Annotated in this window: 38 protein-coding genes; 32 read left to right on the forward strand and 6 right to left on the reverse strand. The window is 34.1% G+C overall.

What is annotated here, in order from left to right:
• Positions 1 to 92 precede the first annotated feature (92 nt).
• Positions 93 to 1,490 (forward strand): Fe-S cluster assembly protein SufB, encoded by a 1,398-nt coding sequence (gene sufB / locus M4L39_RS06670; protein WP_277581332.1) that lies wholly within the window; start codon positions 93 to 95, stop codon positions 1,488 to 1,490.
• Positions 1,491 to 1,561: 71 nt separating this feature from the next.
• Here sufB and M4L39_RS06675 read toward each other — a convergent pair whose 3' ends face one another.
• The 6 genes from M4L39_RS06675 to M4L39_RS06700 form a co-directional block, all read right to left on the reverse strand.
• On the reverse strand, positions 1,562 to 2,611 hold the full coding sequence (locus M4L39_RS06675; protein WP_277581333.1) for a site-specific integrase: 1,050 nt from the start codon (positions 2,609 to 2,611) through the stop codon (positions 1,562 to 1,564).
• Between the two features lie 179 nt (positions 2,612 to 2,790).
• Positions 2,791 to 2,985 carry a hypothetical protein gene (locus M4L39_RS06680; RefSeq protein WP_277581334.1) on the reverse strand — a complete coding sequence of 65 codons (195 nt, stop codon included), beginning with the start codon at positions 2,983 to 2,985 and terminating at the stop codon, positions 2,791 to 2,793.
• A 187-nt stretch (positions 2,986 to 3,172) separates the two neighbouring features.
• On the reverse strand, positions 3,173 to 3,496 hold the full coding sequence (locus tag M4L39_RS06685) for a stress protein (protein ID WP_277581335.1): 324 nt from the start codon (positions 3,494 to 3,496) through the stop codon (positions 3,173 to 3,175).
• A gap of 217 nt (positions 3,497 to 3,713) precedes the next feature.
• The gene (locus M4L39_RS06690) at positions 3,714 to 4,025 is read right to left on the reverse strand and encodes a hypothetical protein (protein ID WP_277581336.1); all 312 of its coding nucleotides are present in this window, start codon (positions 4,023 to 4,025) and stop codon (positions 3,714 to 3,716) included.
• Between the two features lie 54 nt (positions 4,026 to 4,079).
• Entirely contained in the window at positions 4,080 to 4,571 is a 492-nt protein-coding gene (locus M4L39_RS06695) for a hypothetical protein (protein ID WP_277581337.1), read from the reverse strand.
• Between the two features lie 18 nt (positions 4,572 to 4,589).
• Positions 4,590 to 4,889 (reverse strand): helix-turn-helix domain-containing protein, encoded by a 300-nt coding sequence (locus tag M4L39_RS06700; RefSeq protein WP_277581338.1) that lies wholly within the window; start codon positions 4,887 to 4,889, stop codon positions 4,590 to 4,592.
• A gap of 104 nt (positions 4,890 to 4,993) precedes the next feature.
• On the opposite strand from M4L39_RS06700, the gene M4L39_RS06705 reads away from it, so the two are divergent.
• From M4L39_RS06705 to M4L39_RS06855, 31 genes are all read left to right on the forward strand, one after another.
• Complete coding sequence (locus M4L39_RS06705; RefSeq protein ID WP_277581339.1) at positions 4,994 to 5,137, forward strand: hypothetical protein; 144 nt, start codon at positions 4,994 to 4,996, stop codon at positions 5,135 to 5,137.
• Positions 5,124 to 5,300 (forward strand): helix-turn-helix domain-containing protein, encoded by a 177-nt coding sequence (locus M4L39_RS06710; RefSeq protein ID WP_277581340.1) that lies wholly within the window; start codon positions 5,124 to 5,126, stop codon positions 5,298 to 5,300. Before M4L39_RS06705 ends, M4L39_RS06710 begins: the two co-directional genes overlap by 14 nt.
• 9 nt (positions 5,301 to 5,309) lie before the next feature.
• Positions 5,310 to 6,065, forward strand: coding sequence for a phage regulatory protein/antirepressor Ant (locus M4L39_RS06715; RefSeq protein ID WP_277581341.1), 756 nt, complete (start codon positions 5,310 to 5,312; stop codon positions 6,063 to 6,065).
• Positions 6,066 to 6,077: 12 nt separating this feature from the next.
• Positions 6,078 to 6,290, forward strand: a complete 213-nt coding sequence (locus M4L39_RS06720; protein WP_277581342.1) for a hypothetical protein — start codon at positions 6,078 to 6,080, stop codon at positions 6,288 to 6,290.
• Position 6,291: 1 nt separating this feature from the next.
• A complete protein-coding gene (locus tag M4L39_RS06725; protein ID WP_277581343.1) occupies positions 6,292 to 6,477 on the forward strand; it encodes a hypothetical protein in 186 nt (61 codons plus the stop codon).
• A 71-nt stretch (positions 6,478 to 6,548) separates the two neighbouring features.
• Entirely contained in the window at positions 6,549 to 6,815 is a 267-nt protein-coding gene (locus tag M4L39_RS06730; RefSeq protein WP_277581344.1) for a DUF1108 family protein, read from the forward strand.
• Positions 6,809 to 7,063: a DUF2483 family protein gene (locus M4L39_RS06735; RefSeq protein WP_277581345.1), complete on the forward strand. Its 255-nt coding sequence runs from the start codon at positions 6,809 to 6,811 to the stop codon at positions 7,061 to 7,063. Before M4L39_RS06730 ends, M4L39_RS06735 begins: the two co-directional genes overlap by 7 nt.
• On the forward strand, positions 7,056 to 7,823 hold the full coding sequence (locus tag M4L39_RS06740; RefSeq protein ID WP_277581346.1) for an ATP-binding protein: 768 nt from the start codon (positions 7,056 to 7,058) through the stop codon (positions 7,821 to 7,823). Before M4L39_RS06735 ends, M4L39_RS06740 begins: the two co-directional genes overlap by 8 nt.
• Positions 7,824 to 7,853: 30 nt before the next feature.
• Positions 7,854 to 8,417, forward strand: a complete 564-nt coding sequence (locus tag M4L39_RS06745; protein ID WP_277581347.1) for a single-stranded DNA-binding protein — start codon at positions 7,854 to 7,856, stop codon at positions 8,415 to 8,417.
• An 11-nt stretch (positions 8,418 to 8,428) separates the two neighbouring features.
• Positions 8,429 to 9,097 (forward strand): putative HNHc nuclease, encoded by a 669-nt coding sequence (locus tag M4L39_RS06750; protein WP_277581348.1) that lies wholly within the window; start codon positions 8,429 to 8,431, stop codon positions 9,095 to 9,097.
• Between the two features lie 11 nt (positions 9,098 to 9,108).
• The gene (locus tag M4L39_RS06755; RefSeq protein ID WP_277581349.1) at positions 9,109 to 9,336 is read left to right on the forward strand and encodes a helix-turn-helix domain-containing protein; all 228 of its coding nucleotides are present in this window, start codon (positions 9,109 to 9,111) and stop codon (positions 9,334 to 9,336) included.
• Positions 9,336 to 10,061 (forward strand): conserved phage C-terminal domain-containing protein, encoded by a 726-nt coding sequence (locus M4L39_RS06760; protein ID WP_277581350.1) that lies wholly within the window; start codon positions 9,336 to 9,338, stop codon positions 10,059 to 10,061. The genes M4L39_RS06755 and M4L39_RS06760 overlap by 1 nt, the downstream gene beginning before the upstream one ends.
• 11 nt (positions 10,062 to 10,072) lie before the next feature.
• The gene (locus M4L39_RS06765; protein WP_277581351.1) at positions 10,073 to 10,864 is read left to right on the forward strand and encodes an ATP-binding protein; all 792 of its coding nucleotides are present in this window, start codon (positions 10,073 to 10,075) and stop codon (positions 10,862 to 10,864) included.
• Positions 10,854 to 11,015: a hypothetical protein gene (locus M4L39_RS06770; protein ID WP_277581352.1), complete on the forward strand. Its 162-nt coding sequence runs from the start codon at positions 10,854 to 10,856 to the stop codon at positions 11,013 to 11,015. The genes M4L39_RS06765 and M4L39_RS06770 overlap by 11 nt, the downstream gene beginning before the upstream one ends.
• Positions 11,016 to 11,234 (forward strand): hypothetical protein, encoded by a 219-nt coding sequence (locus M4L39_RS06775; RefSeq protein WP_103170003.1) that lies wholly within the window; start codon positions 11,016 to 11,018, stop codon positions 11,232 to 11,234.
• Positions 11,235 to 11,238: 4 nt separating this feature from the next.
• Positions 11,239 to 11,649: a RusA family crossover junction endodeoxyribonuclease gene (locus M4L39_RS06780; protein ID WP_277581353.1), complete on the forward strand. Its 411-nt coding sequence runs from the start codon at positions 11,239 to 11,241 to the stop codon at positions 11,647 to 11,649.
• The gene (locus M4L39_RS06785; protein ID WP_277581354.1) at positions 11,642 to 11,839 is read left to right on the forward strand and encodes a hypothetical protein; all 198 of its coding nucleotides are present in this window, start codon (positions 11,642 to 11,644) and stop codon (positions 11,837 to 11,839) included. The genes M4L39_RS06780 and M4L39_RS06785 overlap by 8 nt, the downstream gene beginning before the upstream one ends.
• Before the next feature lie 12 nt (positions 11,840 to 11,851).
• Positions 11,852 to 12,400 (forward strand): hypothetical protein, encoded by a 549-nt coding sequence (locus tag M4L39_RS06790; RefSeq protein WP_277581355.1) that lies wholly within the window; start codon positions 11,852 to 11,854, stop codon positions 12,398 to 12,400.
• 17 nt (positions 12,401 to 12,417) lie between these two features.
• Complete coding sequence (locus M4L39_RS06795) at positions 12,418 to 12,945, forward strand: DUF3310 domain-containing protein (RefSeq protein WP_277581356.1); 528 nt, start codon at positions 12,418 to 12,420, stop codon at positions 12,943 to 12,945.
• Complete coding sequence (locus tag M4L39_RS06800; protein ID WP_277581357.1) at positions 12,932 to 13,147, forward strand: hypothetical protein; 216 nt, start codon at positions 12,932 to 12,934, stop codon at positions 13,145 to 13,147. Before M4L39_RS06795 ends, M4L39_RS06800 begins: the two co-directional genes overlap by 14 nt.
• Positions 13,144 to 13,353 carry a hypothetical protein gene (locus tag M4L39_RS06805; RefSeq protein ID WP_277581358.1) on the forward strand — a complete coding sequence of 70 codons (210 nt, stop codon included), beginning with the start codon at positions 13,144 to 13,146 and terminating at the stop codon, positions 13,351 to 13,353. Before M4L39_RS06800 ends, M4L39_RS06805 begins: the two co-directional genes overlap by 4 nt.
• A 5-nt stretch (positions 13,354 to 13,358) precedes the next feature.
• Positions 13,359 to 13,724, forward strand: a complete 366-nt coding sequence (locus M4L39_RS06810) for a hypothetical protein (RefSeq protein ID WP_277581359.1) — start codon at positions 13,359 to 13,361, stop codon at positions 13,722 to 13,724.
• A complete protein-coding gene (locus tag M4L39_RS06815; RefSeq protein ID WP_277581360.1) occupies positions 13,721 to 13,888 on the forward strand; it encodes a hypothetical protein in 168 nt (55 codons plus the stop codon). The genes M4L39_RS06810 and M4L39_RS06815 overlap by 4 nt, the downstream gene beginning before the upstream one ends.
• 27 nt (positions 13,889 to 13,915) lie before the next feature.
• Positions 13,916 to 14,101, forward strand: coding sequence for a hypothetical protein (locus M4L39_RS06820; RefSeq protein ID WP_277581361.1), 186 nt, complete (start codon positions 13,916 to 13,918; stop codon positions 14,099 to 14,101).
• 1 nt (position 14,102) lies between these two features.
• Positions 14,103 to 14,525, forward strand: a complete 423-nt coding sequence (dut, locus tag M4L39_RS06825; protein ID WP_277581362.1) for a dUTP diphosphatase — start codon at positions 14,103 to 14,105, stop codon at positions 14,523 to 14,525.
• Positions 14,526 to 14,560: 35 nt separating this feature from the next.
• The gene (locus M4L39_RS06830) at positions 14,561 to 14,767 is read left to right on the forward strand and encodes a DUF1381 domain-containing protein (RefSeq protein WP_277581363.1); all 207 of its coding nucleotides are present in this window, start codon (positions 14,561 to 14,563) and stop codon (positions 14,765 to 14,767) included.
• Positions 14,767 to 14,910 (forward strand): hypothetical protein, encoded by a 144-nt coding sequence (locus M4L39_RS06835; RefSeq protein ID WP_277581364.1) that lies wholly within the window; start codon positions 14,767 to 14,769, stop codon positions 14,908 to 14,910. Before M4L39_RS06830 ends, M4L39_RS06835 begins: the two co-directional genes overlap by 1 nt.
• A gap of 1 nt (position 14,911) precedes the next feature.
• The gene (locus M4L39_RS06840; RefSeq protein ID WP_277581365.1) at positions 14,912 to 15,334 is read left to right on the forward strand and encodes a hypothetical protein; all 423 of its coding nucleotides are present in this window, start codon (positions 14,912 to 14,914) and stop codon (positions 15,332 to 15,334) included.
• A gap of 189 nt (positions 15,335 to 15,523) precedes the next feature.
• Positions 15,524 to 16,060 carry a YfbU family protein gene (locus M4L39_RS06845; protein WP_277581366.1) on the forward strand — a complete coding sequence of 179 codons (537 nt, stop codon included), beginning with the start codon at positions 15,524 to 15,526 and terminating at the stop codon, positions 16,058 to 16,060.
• 78 nt (positions 16,061 to 16,138) lie between these two features.
• The gene (locus tag M4L39_RS06850) at positions 16,139 to 16,576 is read left to right on the forward strand and encodes a terminase small subunit (RefSeq protein ID WP_277581367.1); all 438 of its coding nucleotides are present in this window, start codon (positions 16,139 to 16,141) and stop codon (positions 16,574 to 16,576) included.
• Positions 16,573 to 17,838 carry a PBSX family phage terminase large subunit gene (locus M4L39_RS06855; RefSeq protein ID WP_277581368.1) on the forward strand — a complete coding sequence of 422 codons (1,266 nt, stop codon included), beginning with the start codon at positions 16,573 to 16,575 and terminating at the stop codon, positions 17,836 to 17,838. Before M4L39_RS06850 ends, M4L39_RS06855 begins: the two co-directional genes overlap by 4 nt.
• The last annotated feature ends 1 nt before the right edge of the window (position 17,839 follow it).

Genomic DNA, 17,839 nt, shown 5'->3' on the forward strand with positions numbered 1-17,839 from the left:
TTGTTATTCTTATAGCAAACAGTTAAAAGAGAATAATACAATAAATGAACTTGCACGTAAGTCGTTTTTAATATATAAAAGGAGTGATTTAAATGGCTAAAAAAGCACCTGATGTTGGGAATTATCAATATGGTTTCCACGACGAAGATGTTTCCATTTTTAGATCAGAACGCGGTTTGACAGAGAACATTGTCCGCGAAATTTCAAATATGAAAAGTGAACCTGAATGGATGCTTAATTATAGATTAAAATCATTGAAACAATTCTACAAAATGCCTATGCCACAATGGGGTGGAGATTTATCAGAATTAAACTTTGATGATATCACTTATTATGTTAAACCATCAGAAAACACAGAACGCTCATGGGATGAAGTACCTGAAGAAATCAAGCGTACGTTTGATAAATTAGGTATCCCTGAAGCTGAGCAAAAATATCTTGCTGGTGTTTCAGCACAGTATGAATCAGAAGTTGTTTACCACAACATGGAGAAAGAACTTGAAGACCAAGGTATCATCTTTAAAGATACAGACAGTGCTTTAAGAGAAAACGAAGATTTATTCAGACAGTACTTCTCAACAGTAGTGCCTGCTACAGATAATAAATTCTCAGCGTTAAACTCAGCTGTTTGGTCAGGTGGATCATTTATTTATGTTCCAAAAAATATTAAATTAGACACACCTTTACAAGCCTATTTCCGTATTAACTCTGAAAACATGGGTCAATTTGAGCGTACTTTAATCATTGCTGATGAAGGCGCATCTGTGAACTATGTAGAAGGTTGTACGGCACCAGTTTACTCAACAAGCTCATTACACTCAGCTGTTGTTGAAATCATTGTACACAAAGACGCGCACGTGCGTTATACAACGATTCAAAACTGGGCAAACAATGTTTATAACTTAGTTACAAAACGTACTCTAGTATATGAAAATGGTAATATGGAATGGGTTGACGGTAACTTAGGCTCTAAGTTAACTATGAAATACCCAAACTGTGTACTTTTAGGTGAAGGTGCTAAAGGTAGTACGTTATCTATCGCATTTGCTGGTAAAGGACAAGTACAAGATGCTGGGGCGAAAATGATTCACAAAGCGCCAAATACCTCTTCAACAATTGTTTCTAAGTCTATCTCTAAAGATGGTGGTAAAGTTGTTTATCGTGGTATCGTGCACTTTGGCCGTAAAGCAAAAGGCGCACGTTCAAACATCGAATGTGATACTTTAATTTTAGATAATGAATCTACTTCAGATACTATTCCATATAATGAAGTATTTAATGACAATATTTCATTAGAGCACGAAGCGAAAGTATCTAAAGTTTCAGAAGAACAATTATTCTATTTAATGAGTCGTGGTATTTCTGAAGAAGAAGCAACTGAAATGATTGTAATGGGCTTCATTGAACCATTTACAAAAGAACTTCCAATGGAATATGCTGTTGAAATGAACCGTTTAATCAAATTCGAAATGGAAGGTAGTATTGGTTAGTTACAACCCTTGATACTAAGCCTTTCATGAATATTAAAAGCACGAGCGATACCTTTTTGATACCATTTGTTTTAAATGTTGTCGAATATGCGTATTGCATCGTGCTTTTTTTGCGTGTATAAATGGCTATACGTTTGCATAGTTTCGGTTATTTGTGAGTGACGCATAAGTGATTGTAATACAAAAATATCGACGCCGTTATTTGCTAAATAAGATGCGTAAGAATGTCGTAATGTATGAATGTCGTAATTTGTGAATACAAGTTTATATTTCTTTTGTAAATGACTGTAATGTTTCGGCTCAATTCCACCAAATATAAAATAAGTGTCATCGAAATATTTATGAATTGTCGCCTCGCTTTCGTATCTTTCGTTTAACATTTTTAAAATGAAATTAGGTAACGGCACGGTACTTTCAGACGATTCTGTTTTTGCTCGGCTGTATAATTTGCGATTGTTTATGTCTATAGTTTTATTGACCGATATTTCTTTTTTATATTTGTTATAATCAACCCACGTTAATGCCATTGCTTCACCAACACGTAACCCCGTATAAAACATTAAAGTTAATAAGTCACGATAATCTTTTTCAGTAATTTTGCTTATCTTATCGTCAAATTCTTCACGCAACATGTATTTAGGTTTCGGCTTGATGCGTGGTATAGGCGTAATTGATATTGTAGGGTCAACCAATAAACCAAAATGCTTCTTAGCGTGATTTATAACGACTTTAAAACCAGACCAAATTGTTCGCGCTGTGTTAGGGCTTGCTAGATTATTCATTAAGTACGTTCTAAATTCTTGGCATTGATTTTGTTTAATATCATTCATTTTTATGTGTCCGAACTTATCATGTATATGTTTTTTATATTCGTTTTCTTTTCGTCTGCGTGTTTTTTCCCTTAAATCGGTGTGTTCTAAATAGTGATTAAAAACATAATCGAATGTATTCGAGTCACTATATCCACTTTTGATACCATGTATAAATTCAGATTCTGCCGCTTTAGCTTCGCGTTTGGTTTTAAAACCGCGTTTCATTTTTCTTTTGTTATTGCCGTACACATCTTTATATCTCACTGAATAATAATATTTATTTGTGCGTTCATCTTTATATATCGGCATTATTCTCGCTCCTCTTAAATTAAGTAAAATAAAAAGGCGACTGAGTCGCCCGGGCATTATTCGTTTATCGACTCGTTGGCTCCATCGGGTAAACCGATGTGCGAGGGTGTGGCTGGGGCAGTATCAACATTTATTTCCACTTCATCTGGTGTTCTAGTTTCTACTGTTTTCGTTAACGTTTATTTTTCGCTTGTTTGTGGTTCTGCGTCCGGTGTCTTCATCATACTTTCATCATGCGTTGTTGTGTGGTCTTTGTCATATGGATTTGGTGATTGCTTAGCTTCGCCTATGTCATCTGGCAAGTCTTCGTTTGTATATAATTGTGGGTGCCCGCCGCCGTGTTCATTTGGTTTAAATGGTTCTTCTTTTGACACAACAGTTTCTTTCTCGCTCTCACTTTGCTGTTCTGAAGGTGTTTCTTTATCAGATTTTCTTGAATCCTTAACTTGCTGATTCGCATCATTTTTTATAACGACCTCATTTTCACTTGATATGCTTGGATCGTTTTTTATAAGCTCTTTGATTTCTGAATCAGAAGTATCACTATCATTTACACTACTGTCATTTTTTTATTATAACTCGTTTTTTTACACTTGCTTTTGTCACTTTATCGCCTTTTATAACTTGTTTCATAGCTTTTTTATATGCGTTGAATTTACTTTCGCTAACTTCACCATTCATTTGTAATAAGAAACTACCATCTGAATACGTATGTGAGTATAGTGCACCACTTTCTTTACCTAAATCATCATAATATGCTTTTGTATCCTTTAAATCTTTGCTCGTTTCAAATTCTAGTAGTCTAGCATTTTTTTCCTTTTCAACTTCAAATATTAGCGCCTCTTTAGCTTTCATTGGTGCAGTCCCGTAATCTTCTGGTTTCATTTCCTTTTTATCATTAACTGTTAAATCAGCAACCTTAAACCCTTTAATAATATCGTTTAAGGTTGTTTTTTAACCACACGCTGACAATATTAATAAGCTTGCAATTAGTAGGCATAAGAGTTTCTTCATGGTGCATTCTCCTCAATAAATAAATTTTATAAGTCGTTACAATATTAATTATATATAATGTTGGGTGAAAAGTTTAGATTTTTTTAATTTATTCGAACTCTATTTCATATAGTGATTCATTTATCTGTTCATACATCTCATGTTTTTCTAAATAATCAATCCATACCGTAGTTGGTTTTTTCTCTCTTTCTTCCACTAAAGATTTTACTTTTTCGTATATACCTTTAATTAAATCTTTATACATACCATTTGCAGCTCTTTCGATTTTTACTTCAGACCAACGTTTTTTGGTAGGGCGTCTACTATCCTTTTCTAATTGATAGTTAATAGCTCTATCGTAAAAACTATCTAAAGCCGGTAATTTACCTTCGATATGTTCTTGAAATTCTGTTAAATTCATTTTCTTTTCTCCTTTTTAAGAACGTATGTTCTGTTTTAGTGTAAAAAAATATGTTTATACTTTCTCGATGTCTAATGGTGAGAAGTTTATAACATAACCATTACATTCGACAAAGGGTCCATATCTAACTTTATAATCCTCTATGACTTTTTGAAAATACGATCTATCTATTTCCATTGATAAACACATATTGTGAATATTCCCCCACGTACCATGCTCATAGCAATCAATTAATTTTTGTAACGGCACCGCCAATTCATAGCCACGTCTACGTGCTTTTAATTCTTGTCTTAAATCATTTATATGATTTTGGCTATCGGTAGTGTATGCGCCTAAGATTTTACCGTATGTAGTTTCATGATGACCGATTTCTTCTGCTAAAATTCCATTTTGCACGTAGCAATCAAAATTATCATTAAGCAAAACTATACCATTAGGATGCTTTTTATTTCTTCTGTAATAACCCTTAATTTCTCCATTTGGTAAATCGACTTTTTTTACTTTTAAAAGATCGTGATTATTTAATAAACTTTCACTGAATTGCATTTGCAACACTCCCGTAACTTAATCTTCGTAATTTTTCAAAATATCTCTAAGGGCGTTAACTTCTTTTTCAGTTAAGCCTTTATCGGAATGAGCAGCCTCAACTTCTTCAAAATCAGTCCCAATATCAAAAAGGTATTCTACAGATACATTAATCCCTTTAGCTACTGCAATAACATTTTCAATTTTAGCACCTTCAAAATTTCTTTCTAGCATAGAACGCAAAGTTGTATAAGAAACACCAACTTCATTTGCAAACGAACGAGTATTATACCCCATAACTTTAATTTTATCTTCTACAAATTGGCTTCTTTCTCTCATGTAATTGCCCTCCATTAATTGTACGACATTTCGTATTTGTTAATTTTATTATACATGCGTTTAAATAGGAAGTAAAGAGTTTTTTTACGATACATCGTATTTTTTTGGATTTTTTACTTGATTATATACGAACTATCGTATATAGTATTATTTATAGATACGACGTATCGTATATAGGTGCAATGTACCGTATCTTCGGAGGTGTTGAATTTGTACCCCAAATTATTGGTAGCAATGAAGAAACATAACATCACAGAAAAAGATATAGCCAGACTTATTAATATGCCGTATACAACAGTGCGAGATAGAACTAGAGGAAAATATTCTTTCACGATTGAGCAAGCGATGTTAATAAACAAAAAATTATTTCCTGGTTATAAATCAGAAGAATTATTTGAAATTAAAAAATAGGAGGAAAAAATGCAAGGATTACAAACAATTCAAATCGAAAATAACACAGCACTTGGACCAGTAGTTTCAAGTAGAACTGTAGCAGAGGAGTTAGGAAAGAGGCACGACAATGTTGTAAAGGGTTTAGAAACAATGATTTCAGAAACCTCAAATGTGAGTTCTCTAATTATATCAAGCAATTACAAAGTTGAGGGGCAAAGAAGAAGTTATAAAGAATACCTATTAACTAAAGATGGTTTTACTTTATACATGTTCAACATTCAAGGTCATAACAATTTCAAAATGGCTTACATTAATAAATTTAACGAAATGGAACAACAAATCCAAAACAAATTGCCAGGGTCTTATAAAGAGGCTTTAACTGAATTACTAGTGAAAGTTGAAGAAAACGAAAAGTTACAGCTTGAAAACACTATGAGTAAACAAAAAAATGCAGAATTCGAACCTAAAGCATCTTATCTTGATTCAATTTTACAAAATAAAAGTTTAGTAACAGTGGGTCAAATAGCTAAAGATTACGGAATGTCAGCACAGAGACTTAACAAATTACTTCACGATTTAAAAGTACAGTACAAACAATCTGGGCAATGGTTACTTTACTCAAGTATACATGGTGAAGGTTACACGCATTCATCTACTAAAGAAATCGAACATAAAGATGGCAGTACTTCAGTAAGAATGAATACAAAATGGACACAAAAAGGTCGTTTGTTCATTTATGACTTATTAAAAGAACACAGTGTATTACCAACAATCGAAAAATAAGGAGGGTTGAACATGATAAAAAATACCTTTAGTGCAAAGGAAGTGGCTAGATTATTAGAAGTATCAACACCAACTGCCAATCGGTATATCAAACGTATGAATGACGAATTAGAAGCAGAAGGATATTTCACAATCACTGGAAAAGTTCCAATAAAACTATTTCAAGAAAAATTTCCATATCATGACATTTCGCAAAATACTCTTAATGAATTAATGGAGGGATAACATGAGAGGTTTACTAGCATTATCAACAGCTATAGTCATATTCTTCATAGCTTTGATTTTCACTAAAGACTTTATCCACTTGTTTCTAATTTACTGGGTAGCAGTTTGCTTTAGCTATGTGGCTTGGGACAGTTGGATTAACTATTTAAAGGCAACAAAAAAGACTGAAAAGCGCTGCAACGCCTAACAGTCAAACGACATATATTATTCAAAAAATTTAATGAGTTAACTATAACTTAATATCATGGAGGTCGTCAAATGTATTACAGAATCAATGATGAAAGTAAGAAAGTAATTAATGTTCAAGGGTTCCAATTCGTCTTACGTGTTAGAAAGATGACGCAATTTGAAGCGAATATATCTGTTGAAACGTTAGACAACGTATTTATAGATGAAATTTTAGTAGCTGATGAAGAACTAGGAGTAAACACTGCAAGAGAAATCTTAGAACAATCTGTATTCAAATGGATAGATGAGAACACCGATGAAGCAGATAGAGTAATGAGCGCTGTGATGACATGGTAAAAAACAAGTCTATGCACAAGAAAGACTATTGCTATATCGTTCATAAGAATGTAGATCACTATGTTGATAATAGACCGACAGAACGAGCGCCTAAAGTCGAATATACAGATGAAATGGAAACGGCACGCAAATTTTTCGAAGAAGATTTCGAAGTATTAGAAATTGATTGGACTAAGCACGACAAAATTATATGTGAATCAACTCATATAAGAATACACAGAAGTGAGAGGGTTGAAGTAAATGAGTGAAGAACAAGATATTTTAACTCAACTGGGTGTTAAAGATATTAGCCAACAGAATGCGAACAAGTTTTATAAGTTTGCTATTTACGGAAAGTTTGGAACTGGAAAAACTACTTTTCTAACTAAAGATAACAACGCACTTGTACTTGATATCAACGAAGATGGCACGACAGTTTCAGAAGATGGCGCAGTAGTGGCGGTTAAGAATTATAAACATTTCTCTTATGTAATAAGAATGATTCCACAGATTTTAGAACAGCTTAGAAATAACGGTAAGCAAATTGATGTAGTAGTTATTGAAACAATACAAAAACTTAGAGATATAACAATGGACGATGTAATGGCTGGTAAGACACGTAAAGCCACATTCAACGATTGGGGCGAAACAGCTACTCGAATAGTAAGCATGTATAGATACATTTCTAAGCTACAAGAACATTACCAATTTCATTTGGCTATAAGTGGTCATGAGGGCATTAATAAAGATAAAGATGATGAAGGTGGAACAATTAACCCTACCATTACTATTGAAGCGCAAGAACAGATTAAAAAAGCAGTAGTAAGCCAATCAGATGTACTAGCAAGAATGACTATAGAAGAAACGGAACAAGATGGTCAAAAGCAATTTGATTATGTACTGAATGCAGAACCATCAAGCTTATATGAAACAAAAATTAGGCATTCACAAAACGTGACAATAAGTGACAAACGATTTATTAACCCAAGTATTAACGATGTTGTACAAGCAATTAGAAACGGAAACTAAACTAAAAATTAAAAGGACGGTATATAAATTATGAATATTACAGGACAAGCTAAACACATTAAAGAAACTAATCAAGATGCATTTTTAAAAGGTGGCGACTTCTTAGGCGCTGGAGAGTTCACAGTCAAAGTTAAAGACGTTGAATTTAATGATAGTCAAAACAGATATTTCACAGTTGTATTTGAAAACAGCGAAGGTAAGCAATATAAACACAATCAATTTGTGCCACCATTCCAACAAGACTTCCAAGAAAAACAATATGTAGAGTTCCTAAGTAGATTAGGTATCAAATTAAATCTTCCAGATTTATCTTTTAACACAGATGAATTAATTAATAAGGCAGGAACTATTGTTTTAAAACATAAATTAAATGAAGATCAAGGCAAATACTTTGTAAGACTTTCATTCGTAAAAGTTTGGAATAAAGGTGATGAAGTAGTCAACAAACCAGTGCCTAAAACTGATGATATGAAACGTGAAGAACAACAGTCTAGCGGACAAGGACAACAAAAAGAGTCATTAAGTGATCAAAGTAATCCTTTCGCAAATGCTAATGGTCCTATTGATATAAATGATGATGACCTTCCATTCTAGGGTGTGATGAAATGCAACAAATTACTAGATACCAATTGGATAACGACGGTACATATTCCGTCGTTGCCACAGGTGTTGAATTAGAAAATAGCCATATTGAATTAATGGAAAATGGATACAATCTAAACGCTGATGTAACTGTACCAGACAATAAATTGATTTCAATTGACCAACGTAAAAAGATATTTGCCATGTGTAAAGATATTGAATTGTACTGGGGAGAACCAGTAGAAGCATTAAGACAAAGATTTCAAAGTGAATTAGAAATTATGAATGGATATGAACGAATTAGTTTACGTGACTGTACTAGGAAAATAGCTGGTGAGTTAATCGAACTAATCATAACTTTCATATTCCACAACCAAATACCAATGAGAATTGAAACAAGCAAACTATTACAAGGTGATAAAGCAATGTTGTATTGGGCTACGGTAAACAGAAACTGTGTAATATGCGGTGAACAGAAAGCAGACCTCGCACATTACGAAGCAGTAGGACGTGGCATGAACCGTAAAACAATGGATCATCATGATAAACATGTACTAGCATTGTGCAGGCGCCACCACAATCAACAGCACGCGATAGGTGTTAAATCATTCGATGATTTATATCACTTACATAATAGTTGGATATCAGTAGATGACAAGTTAAACAGTATGTTACGAGGTGAAAAACAATGATGATGCCTAGGATGATTAAACCAATAGACAGAAAAGCTATCGGATATAGAATTGCATCGCTTAGAGCGAGTGATGATTGGTCACAAGAAGAGTTCGCAAATATTTTCAAGGCAAATAAAAGTATTGTAAGCAAATGGGAAAGAGGTATTCATTTACCTAGTATGGACAGGTTGAGACAAATGGAACAAATATTCAACGTAACACTTGAATGGCTGTTATATGGAGAAGGTGAGAAGTAATGACAGATAGTATAAAGACTTCCATTTCAGGATATGGACTTGTATTTAAGAGAGTAATGAAAGATACAAATATAAGTATAGAAGCTAAAGCGCTATACAGTTACTTATCAGCATACGCTGGCGCTGATGAAAGTGCGTTTCCTAGTGTAGATTTAATTAAACATGAGTTGAATATAGGAAAACACCGGTTTTTAAGAGCGAAAAATGAATTGATAAATTTTGGTTATTTAAATGTAAGTAGGAAACAATCAAATAATATTTATGGTAGCAACCTATACACATTGTTCCATAATCCTCGACAGGCTAATCACCGACCCGTCGATGGTCGACCCGTTGATAGCCGACCGGTCGACAGTCAACCCACTACAATTAACAGTTCTACAATTAACAATATTACAAATAACAGTAACACAATTAATAATACGTCGGGCAACCCGACTATACCTTATCAATCAATCATCGAGTATCTAAATGAAAAGACTGGTAAAAATTTCAGACATACAACTAATAAAACAAAATCATTTATAGAAGCTAGGTGGAAAGAAGATTTTAGAGAAGATGATTTTAAAAAAGTTATTGATATAAAAGTACAAGAATGGAAAGGTACTGACCAAAATAAGTATTTAAGACCAGAAACACTATTCGGAACTAAATTCGAAGGTTACTGTAACCAACAAGTAAGCAATAAGGAATCAGATGATAACCCTTATGCAAATCTATTTTAGGGAGTGAGTAAATGAATCCCTTTGAGAATATCGCAAGTAAAGTAGGATTTAAAAACAATATAGTCAAACAAGAGAATGACTTGAAATGTGAAAAGTGTGGTCGTACTTATGATTATTATGAATTTGATAATGGTCAAATAGTTAAAGATGGTTGTGACTGCGAAATGATAGCACTAGCTAAACAACAGAAAGCAGAGTTTGATAAGCGTAACAAATCAGCTAAAGCTAATAGCATATTCAAGAAATCAATTATCAATGATGATCTATCACAATGTACCTTTGATAACTACAAAGCCACTAATGAAGAATTAACACGAGCTAAAGCATTATGTGAAAGATATGTAGAAAACTTCACACTTGATAATAAACAATCGCTATTGCTGCAAGGTTCATTTGGTACAGGTAAATCACACTTATCAATGTCAGTTGTAAAAGGCATTAGAGAAAAAGGATATTCAGTCCTTTACATGAACGTTCCACAATTAATATCAACTATTAAAGGAACTTATAACAAAAATACTAATCTAACCGAACAAGACTTAAACAGAATTATCAGTGAAGTAGATTTAATGGTGTTCGATGATTTCGGAATTAACATGAACGAGTTTGCTACAGGTAAAATGTTCGAACTAATCGAATCAAGAGTTGGTAAACATAATATATACACTACTAATTTAAATGCACAGGAACTAAGCAAGAATAAAGATGCACAACGGATATTTAGCCGAATGATGTCTAACACAACATTAATCAAAATGAACGGTGCAGATTATCGAATGAGAGGTATTAATTTTGATAACTAAGAATTTTATTAAACAAAAACTTGAGTGTTCCGATATATATGCTCAGAAACTCATAGAAGCATCACAAGGAGACGGTAACACATTGTACAACCTATTTATCCAAAAATTAAATGAACGCCAAAGACGAGTGGCTATTGTGGAGGTAAGGTAATTGGGATTAAGCACTGAATACGATTTGAAAGATAGTACAGGTAAAGTGGTTGGTTCTGTCATACCACTTAATAATAAAACAAATAGGTTATTCGGATTATATAAACGATATGGATTAGATGAATTCATCGTTACAGATAATAGATTAGAAAAAATAAAGAAACATTTCAATTTAACTAGAGTAGATCAAACAAGCATATTTGATTTCATACAGGAGTGAGGACATGGAAACAATCGAATTGAAAGTTGATGCACCTATGTCATCACCTAGACCACGATTTAGAAATGCTGGAAAGTTTGTACAGACTTACATGCCTAAGAAGTATACAGACCATAAAAAGGACTTACAGTGGCAAATGCCAATGTTAATGATAGATAAACCAATCAAACTAACAATAGAGTTCCATTTCCCATTATTGAAGTCATGGAGCAAGAAGAAACATGTTGCGATGGTTGGACAATATAAGCGAACTAAACCAGATATAGACAACTTAATTAAAACAGTGTTAGATGCAGCGAATGGTCACTTATGGAATGATGACAATCAAATAGTTGAGATTACAAGTTTTAAGAAGTATGCAGAGGAACCAAAGATAATCATGCATTTATATATAGAAGGTGATTCCGATGAATGAAGAAACAATCAAGATTAAGTACACGATTGAGTACGAAAGGCAGTATACGTTTCCTGCACATGTAGATGAACCAAGTGAATATGTTGAAGGTAGAATATCGAACCATATGTTTACAAATTTAGATGATTATACAGATACGAGCTTATTTAAAGATATCAATAAAGTAGAAATTATAGATAGAGGATTCTAGGGGGATATAACGATGGTTAAAATTGGGATTGATAAATATGTATATACAAATAATGGTAGTTACAAATTAACTGATGAAGATATAGAAACACTGCAAAAGGAAGGTACGACGCTAAGTGTAGTACAAAGCAGAGTAGATGCTGGTTGGAATATGAAAGACGCTATCAGATTGAATAAACGTTACATCAAAAAGGGTGAACAATTCAAAGCACGTATCAGAGCTAACGGTAAGGTTGCGTTTTTAAGCGAAGATGCAATTAGTGATATGAGAGCGCAAGGGTTATCATTTAGAGATTTAGATGCACGATTAAGACGTGGGACAAACTTATTAAGAGAGCCTAGCGAAGAATTCGATACAGCGTTAATCAGACTAGCTAAGGAAGATAGAGAGCGTGAAGAACGCAAGCAAGCTAGATTGGATGCTAAGCATCGTAAGGAACAGGAACGCTTGCAGATGATAGCTAAGCACAGAGTAAGTAGTAAGTGGTTTGAACATTTAAGTGAGAATAATAAAGTGGCGAGATTAAAACAAGATGTATACGGAAACACTCAACTAATGTAAAGGGCGGTAAATTGAATATGAAAATCACAGAATTAAGGTTAAATGAACTTATTGTTGTGCACGATGTAGGTTTTTCTGAATTGAGTGACGGTATGCCCGTAATAGGTAGAGTAAACGAAGTCGTGATCGACAACATTATAGTTGATAAAAACGACGAAGCAACAATTATTTCAATGGGAAATGAATATGTAATAACTAACAGAAATGAGTTTGAAAGATACGAAGTAAAAGAAACAAGTCCGATGGATAGGATCAATAAAACGTTAGCGCACGGGAAGGAATGTGTCGAAAGAGCAAGACTTAACTCATCAAACGATGTGCAGCAAAGGAAACGTAGCGCACCTTCACATTACGAGGGCGACATTGATTTCCTAGATTACTTTTTCATGCAATCGACACCAGATGAACGACGAGGTGCTATGAAATTCACAATGGGTCGTTATTCTACGAGATTAGGACGCAAAGATGATGAAATATCAGAATTAAAGAAAATTGCTGACTATGCGAACAGATATATCGAGGTACTCGAAAATGAGAGGTCGTAAAAGCAAATACCATTTTGTGATTTATAAAGGTGACGACGTTGTGTGTCACGGGACGCGTGAAGAATGCGCCGAGTTTCTAGGGTGGAAACCGCACACGATAACAAACATTGCTACCAAATCATGGCTAGATAAGTACGCCGGTAATGGTTTTGTAGCCGAGAAAGTAAGTATTTCAGAAGTGGAGGCGGAAAAAGCTAAATGATCTTATCAGATGCTCAAAAAATGAGATACAAACTAGATACTAAAGACATGAATATAACGCAAATGTCGAGATTATTAAAAGAACATGGCATCAAAGGTTTTCTAATGGGTATGACAACGCGAAACATTACTGTAGCAGTGCCATGTGAAGAAATACCGATAAATCGAATGAAAGTAAAAGAAATGATAAAGGATATGGAGGATTAAGAAGAATGAAGGCAAAGAAGAAAGTAAAAACAATTGACATGGTAGGGCAAGAGTTAGGACGTTTCAAAATTGTAGGTATCAACAGACGTGTATATCCGTCTGGTGGTACTAGAAACGAATTAGTAGTTATTTGTACATGTGGTCACTCTCAATCGACACAACGTAACAGATGGGAAAGTGGCGACGTGCATTGTGGCTGTAATGTTGAAGATATCAGTCGCCAGAATTGGGACGAAAAAGACGAAGAAATGTATATCGAACAATTTAAAAAGATAGATGTGTTAAAGAGAAAGAAACGCGAAAGAGAACTACAAAAATTGAAGGGTAATGTGACAGCTAAGCTATCACAAAAAATGGTGATTTCATTATGATGACAGCTAATTTATTAGAGGTAATGTTACTTATTGCATATATGGTTATATTCGACACGATAGGTAATAAATTGAAGAAATCGACGCGTATATTAATTCACATATTAGTGATAGGCACGCTATTAACTAGAACGATAGGGACGTTAACGCAAATCATAGGATAAGGGGTAAAATAAGTTGAATAAAAATATATGGATATACTCGAAATCTGGTGCATGGACAAGCCTAATTTTCAAGAGGATTTAAGAGAAGTCGCAAGAGTTGTTACACATTCAGACAATGCGTTTATACCGTGTAAAGATAAATTAGGACGTGAGACATATATCAATACTGATGAAGTGGAATGCGTTACAGAATATAAATTGGGGGACAATTAAAATGACTAAACTAGAAATCAAACTATTAAGTGACAACGCAACGAAACCTAAACGAGCAAATCCTAGTGATAGTGGACTAGATTTGTATGTATCTAAAACAGTAAATATTCCACCACACACTACTAAGTTAGTAAAAACAGATATAGCTATTAATCTACCTTATGGATATGAAGGACAAGTAAGACCACGTTCTGGTAAGTCATTGAAAAGTAAGTTACGTGTGGCATTAGGGACAATAGATTACACATATCATAAAGAAGTTGGAATTATTACAGATAACATAAGCGATAAACCTATTATAGTTCAAAAAGGTGAACGATTAGCGCAGTTAGTTATTGCACCAGTGAGTTATATGGATGTAGAAAGAGTGGAGAAATTTGAAGAAGAATCAGATAGAGGCGCATATGGATCAACAGGAATGTAAGGATATAGTGGATAAAGTTAAAGAGGTGTTACAGCGTGACTAAATACTTAATTAAGACAATCACACACGATACAGGTGAAGTATTCGAAAGTGTGCGCAAGATAAAGGATAACGAAACATTTGAGGTAATAGAAGTAGAAAACAACACCCAAAAAGATGTATTGGATAAAGTTAAGGAACGCATGACTATTAACGAATACACTATCGAAATTGATATGAACGAGAGGGAGGACGAAAAGTAATGTGGTTAATACTAATACTTATGTTTGTGACATTATTACTAGTTGGGTTTGTAGCAGAAAACGGAAACTTAAAAGGTAAGTTAGAAGCTAGAGAATATGAGAAAGACATATTGGAAGAACGTATCAAACAATTGGAGGGCTAAGATGTACGATAGAGAAGAAATAAAAGACATGTTGGAAAACTATAGAGGTTTGTGTAATACGTTGAAAGAGTTAATGCCAGAAATAGACAGTAACGGTGTAGCACAGTACGGCGTGGAAGCGTCGTTACCTAAACCACAAGGCGTGAATAGTAGTAAGGTAGAGAACAACGTTATGCGACGTGAGAAGTGGGCAGTACGCAATAGACGTATAATAGACAAGATAACGTTTGTTGAGAAGATACGCGATGATGCACCAGATGATATAGATTACTGTTTGATTAGTTTGATGATGCAAGGCAAGAAGGGCAAGGAAGCAATCGAGATAATGAACATTAAGCGTGATGAATATTTTAATCGCAAAAGACACTTGATTGATGAAGTGTACGAAGAACAATTCGAAGATTTAGAGAATTGGGTCGACTGAATCGACATAAAACGGCGAAACATACCTATAGAGGGTATAATACATGTAGTAGCTTCGGCTACACTCCGAAAATCAAATGTCACTGATTCAAACATTAGGTTTATGGCATTCACTTTAAAGTGTGTGCCTTTTTTATTTGTATGAGCTATAATGAAAGCGTAGTACAATAAAAATTTGGAGGAATGGAAAATGGCTAAAATGAGTGACCAAGAAAGGCTTTCATTATTAAATCAATTTAAAATTTTAAAAACTTTAAATTCTGATGAAGATTACAGTGTAGAAGTGAAAGTATTAGAGGAAGGGTTAGAAGCATTTTATGACGATATATTGTTTGACGGCTTAAATGATGCAATAGATGAATCTAAACAAGAATTTGTATCGAAAGTTTTAAGATTATATAGAGATGCTATTTTTTCTTATGAAAAATTAAATGACGCTGAAAAAGAAGACACAATAAAAAATAAAATACAGTTTTATGGATTTGATTTAAATGACGTTGAACAAATTGATTATATGAAAGTTGCAGAATTTTATTTATATTCTTTAGATCGTTACAAGGAAATACGAGATCAAATAGAAGGTAGAAGTGATGATTTAAATAGTCATGGTTTTGGTCCTTCAATGAATACATTAAAAAAATATATAAGCACACAAGATAAAATAAGACAAGAAAAAGCTGCGTCTGAAACTTTAAGTAAACATGAATTAGAAGAAATTTTCGAATAAATATTGCGTCCTGTAAAGGGACGTTTTTCTATGTCCAATTTTAATAAGCGATTAGCGATAAGAAGGTGATAGTATACGATGAATGAATTAAATATTAAACAACAAAGGTTTGCAGATGAATATATTAAAACTGGTAATGCTACGAGTTCTTATGTAAAAGCTGGTTATTCAAAAAACAAAGCGAATACCAACGCTACTAAGCTACTACAAATTACTGCAGTTAAGCAATACATTAAAGAACGCATAGAACAAGCGCAAGAAGAAAGTTTAATGGGTATAACGGAGGCTTTAGCTTTATCGGCATCAATCGCTAGGGGTGAGACGCAAAACGCCTACAGCAAGCGTTATGATCATTTAAATGATGAAGTGGAAAAGGAAGTTACTTATACAGTGACGCCAGACTTTGAAGAAAGACAACGTTCGATAGATCATATATTAAAAGTACATGGTGCATACTTAGACAAGAAAGAAATAGACGTCAAAGGTGCCGTATTGTTTGAAGATGATATCAAATGATAGAGAAAAAGAAATTGTCTGAATTAATCCCTAAGAAATTCCATGACTTGTGGAGAGCAGCAAGAAACGATAAAGTTTTGAACATAATTGCTAAGGGTGGTCGTGGTAGTGGTAAGTCCTCGGACATATCACATATCATTGTACAACTCATTATGCGTTATCCAACTAATGCTGTAGTTATCCGTAAAATAGATAATACACTTGCGTCATCAGTATTCGAGCAGATCAAGTGGGCTATTAACGAACAAGGTGTTTCACACTTATTTAGAGTGAAAGTGTCGCCAATGGAAATAACTTATTTGCCTAGAGGTAACAGGATTATATTTAGAGGTGCCCAAAACCCAGAACGCTTGAAGTCATTAAAGGATAGTCAATTCCCTTTCACAATTGCGTGGATAGAAGAAATAGCAGAATTTAAAACGGAAGATGAACTAACGACCATTACCAACTCACTACTACGTGGCGAGCTTGATGATGGTCTTTTTTATAAGTTTTTCTTCTCATATAACCCGCCCAAACGTAAACAACATTGGGCTAACAAGAAATACGAATCATCGTTTCAACCCGATAATACGTTTGTACATCATTCAACTTACTTAGATAATCCTTTCATATCGAAACAGTTTATCAGTGAAGCAGAAGGCGCTAAGGAACGAAACGAAATGCGTTATAGGTGGGAATACATGGGTGAAGCAATCGGTAGTGGTGTCGTACCATTCAATAATTTACAAATAGAAGAAATACAACAAGATATGATTGATAACTTTGACAATATACGTAACGCGGTCGATTTCGGTTATGCTACAGATCCGTTGTCGTTTGTTAGATGGCATTATGATAAGAAGAAACGCATCATATACGCTATTGATGAATACTACGGTGTGCAGATAAGTAACAGGGAATTTGCTAAGTGGTTATGGAGTAGAGGATATCAAACAGACGAAATGTACGCAGATAGTGCCGAGCCTAAAAGTATAGATGAACTTAAAAGAGAGCACGGCATCAGACGTATCAAAGGCGTTAAGAAGGGTCCGGACAGCGTCGAATATGGCGAACAGTGGCTTGATGATTTAGACGCTATTGTCATAGATCCTAGACGTACGCCTAATATAGCGCGTGAGTTTGAGAATATAGACTACGAAACAGATAAAGACGGCAATGTTAAGCCGAGATTAGAGGACAAAGACAATCACAGTATAGATGCCACTAGGTATGCCCTATCACGTGATATGAAACAATCTAATTTATCAATACTTAAATAGA

Source organism: Staphylococcus equorum (assembly GCF_029531845.1).
In the GTDB taxonomy this organism is placed as follows: Bacteria; Bacillota; Bacilli; order Staphylococcales; family Staphylococcaceae; genus Staphylococcus; species Staphylococcus equorum_C.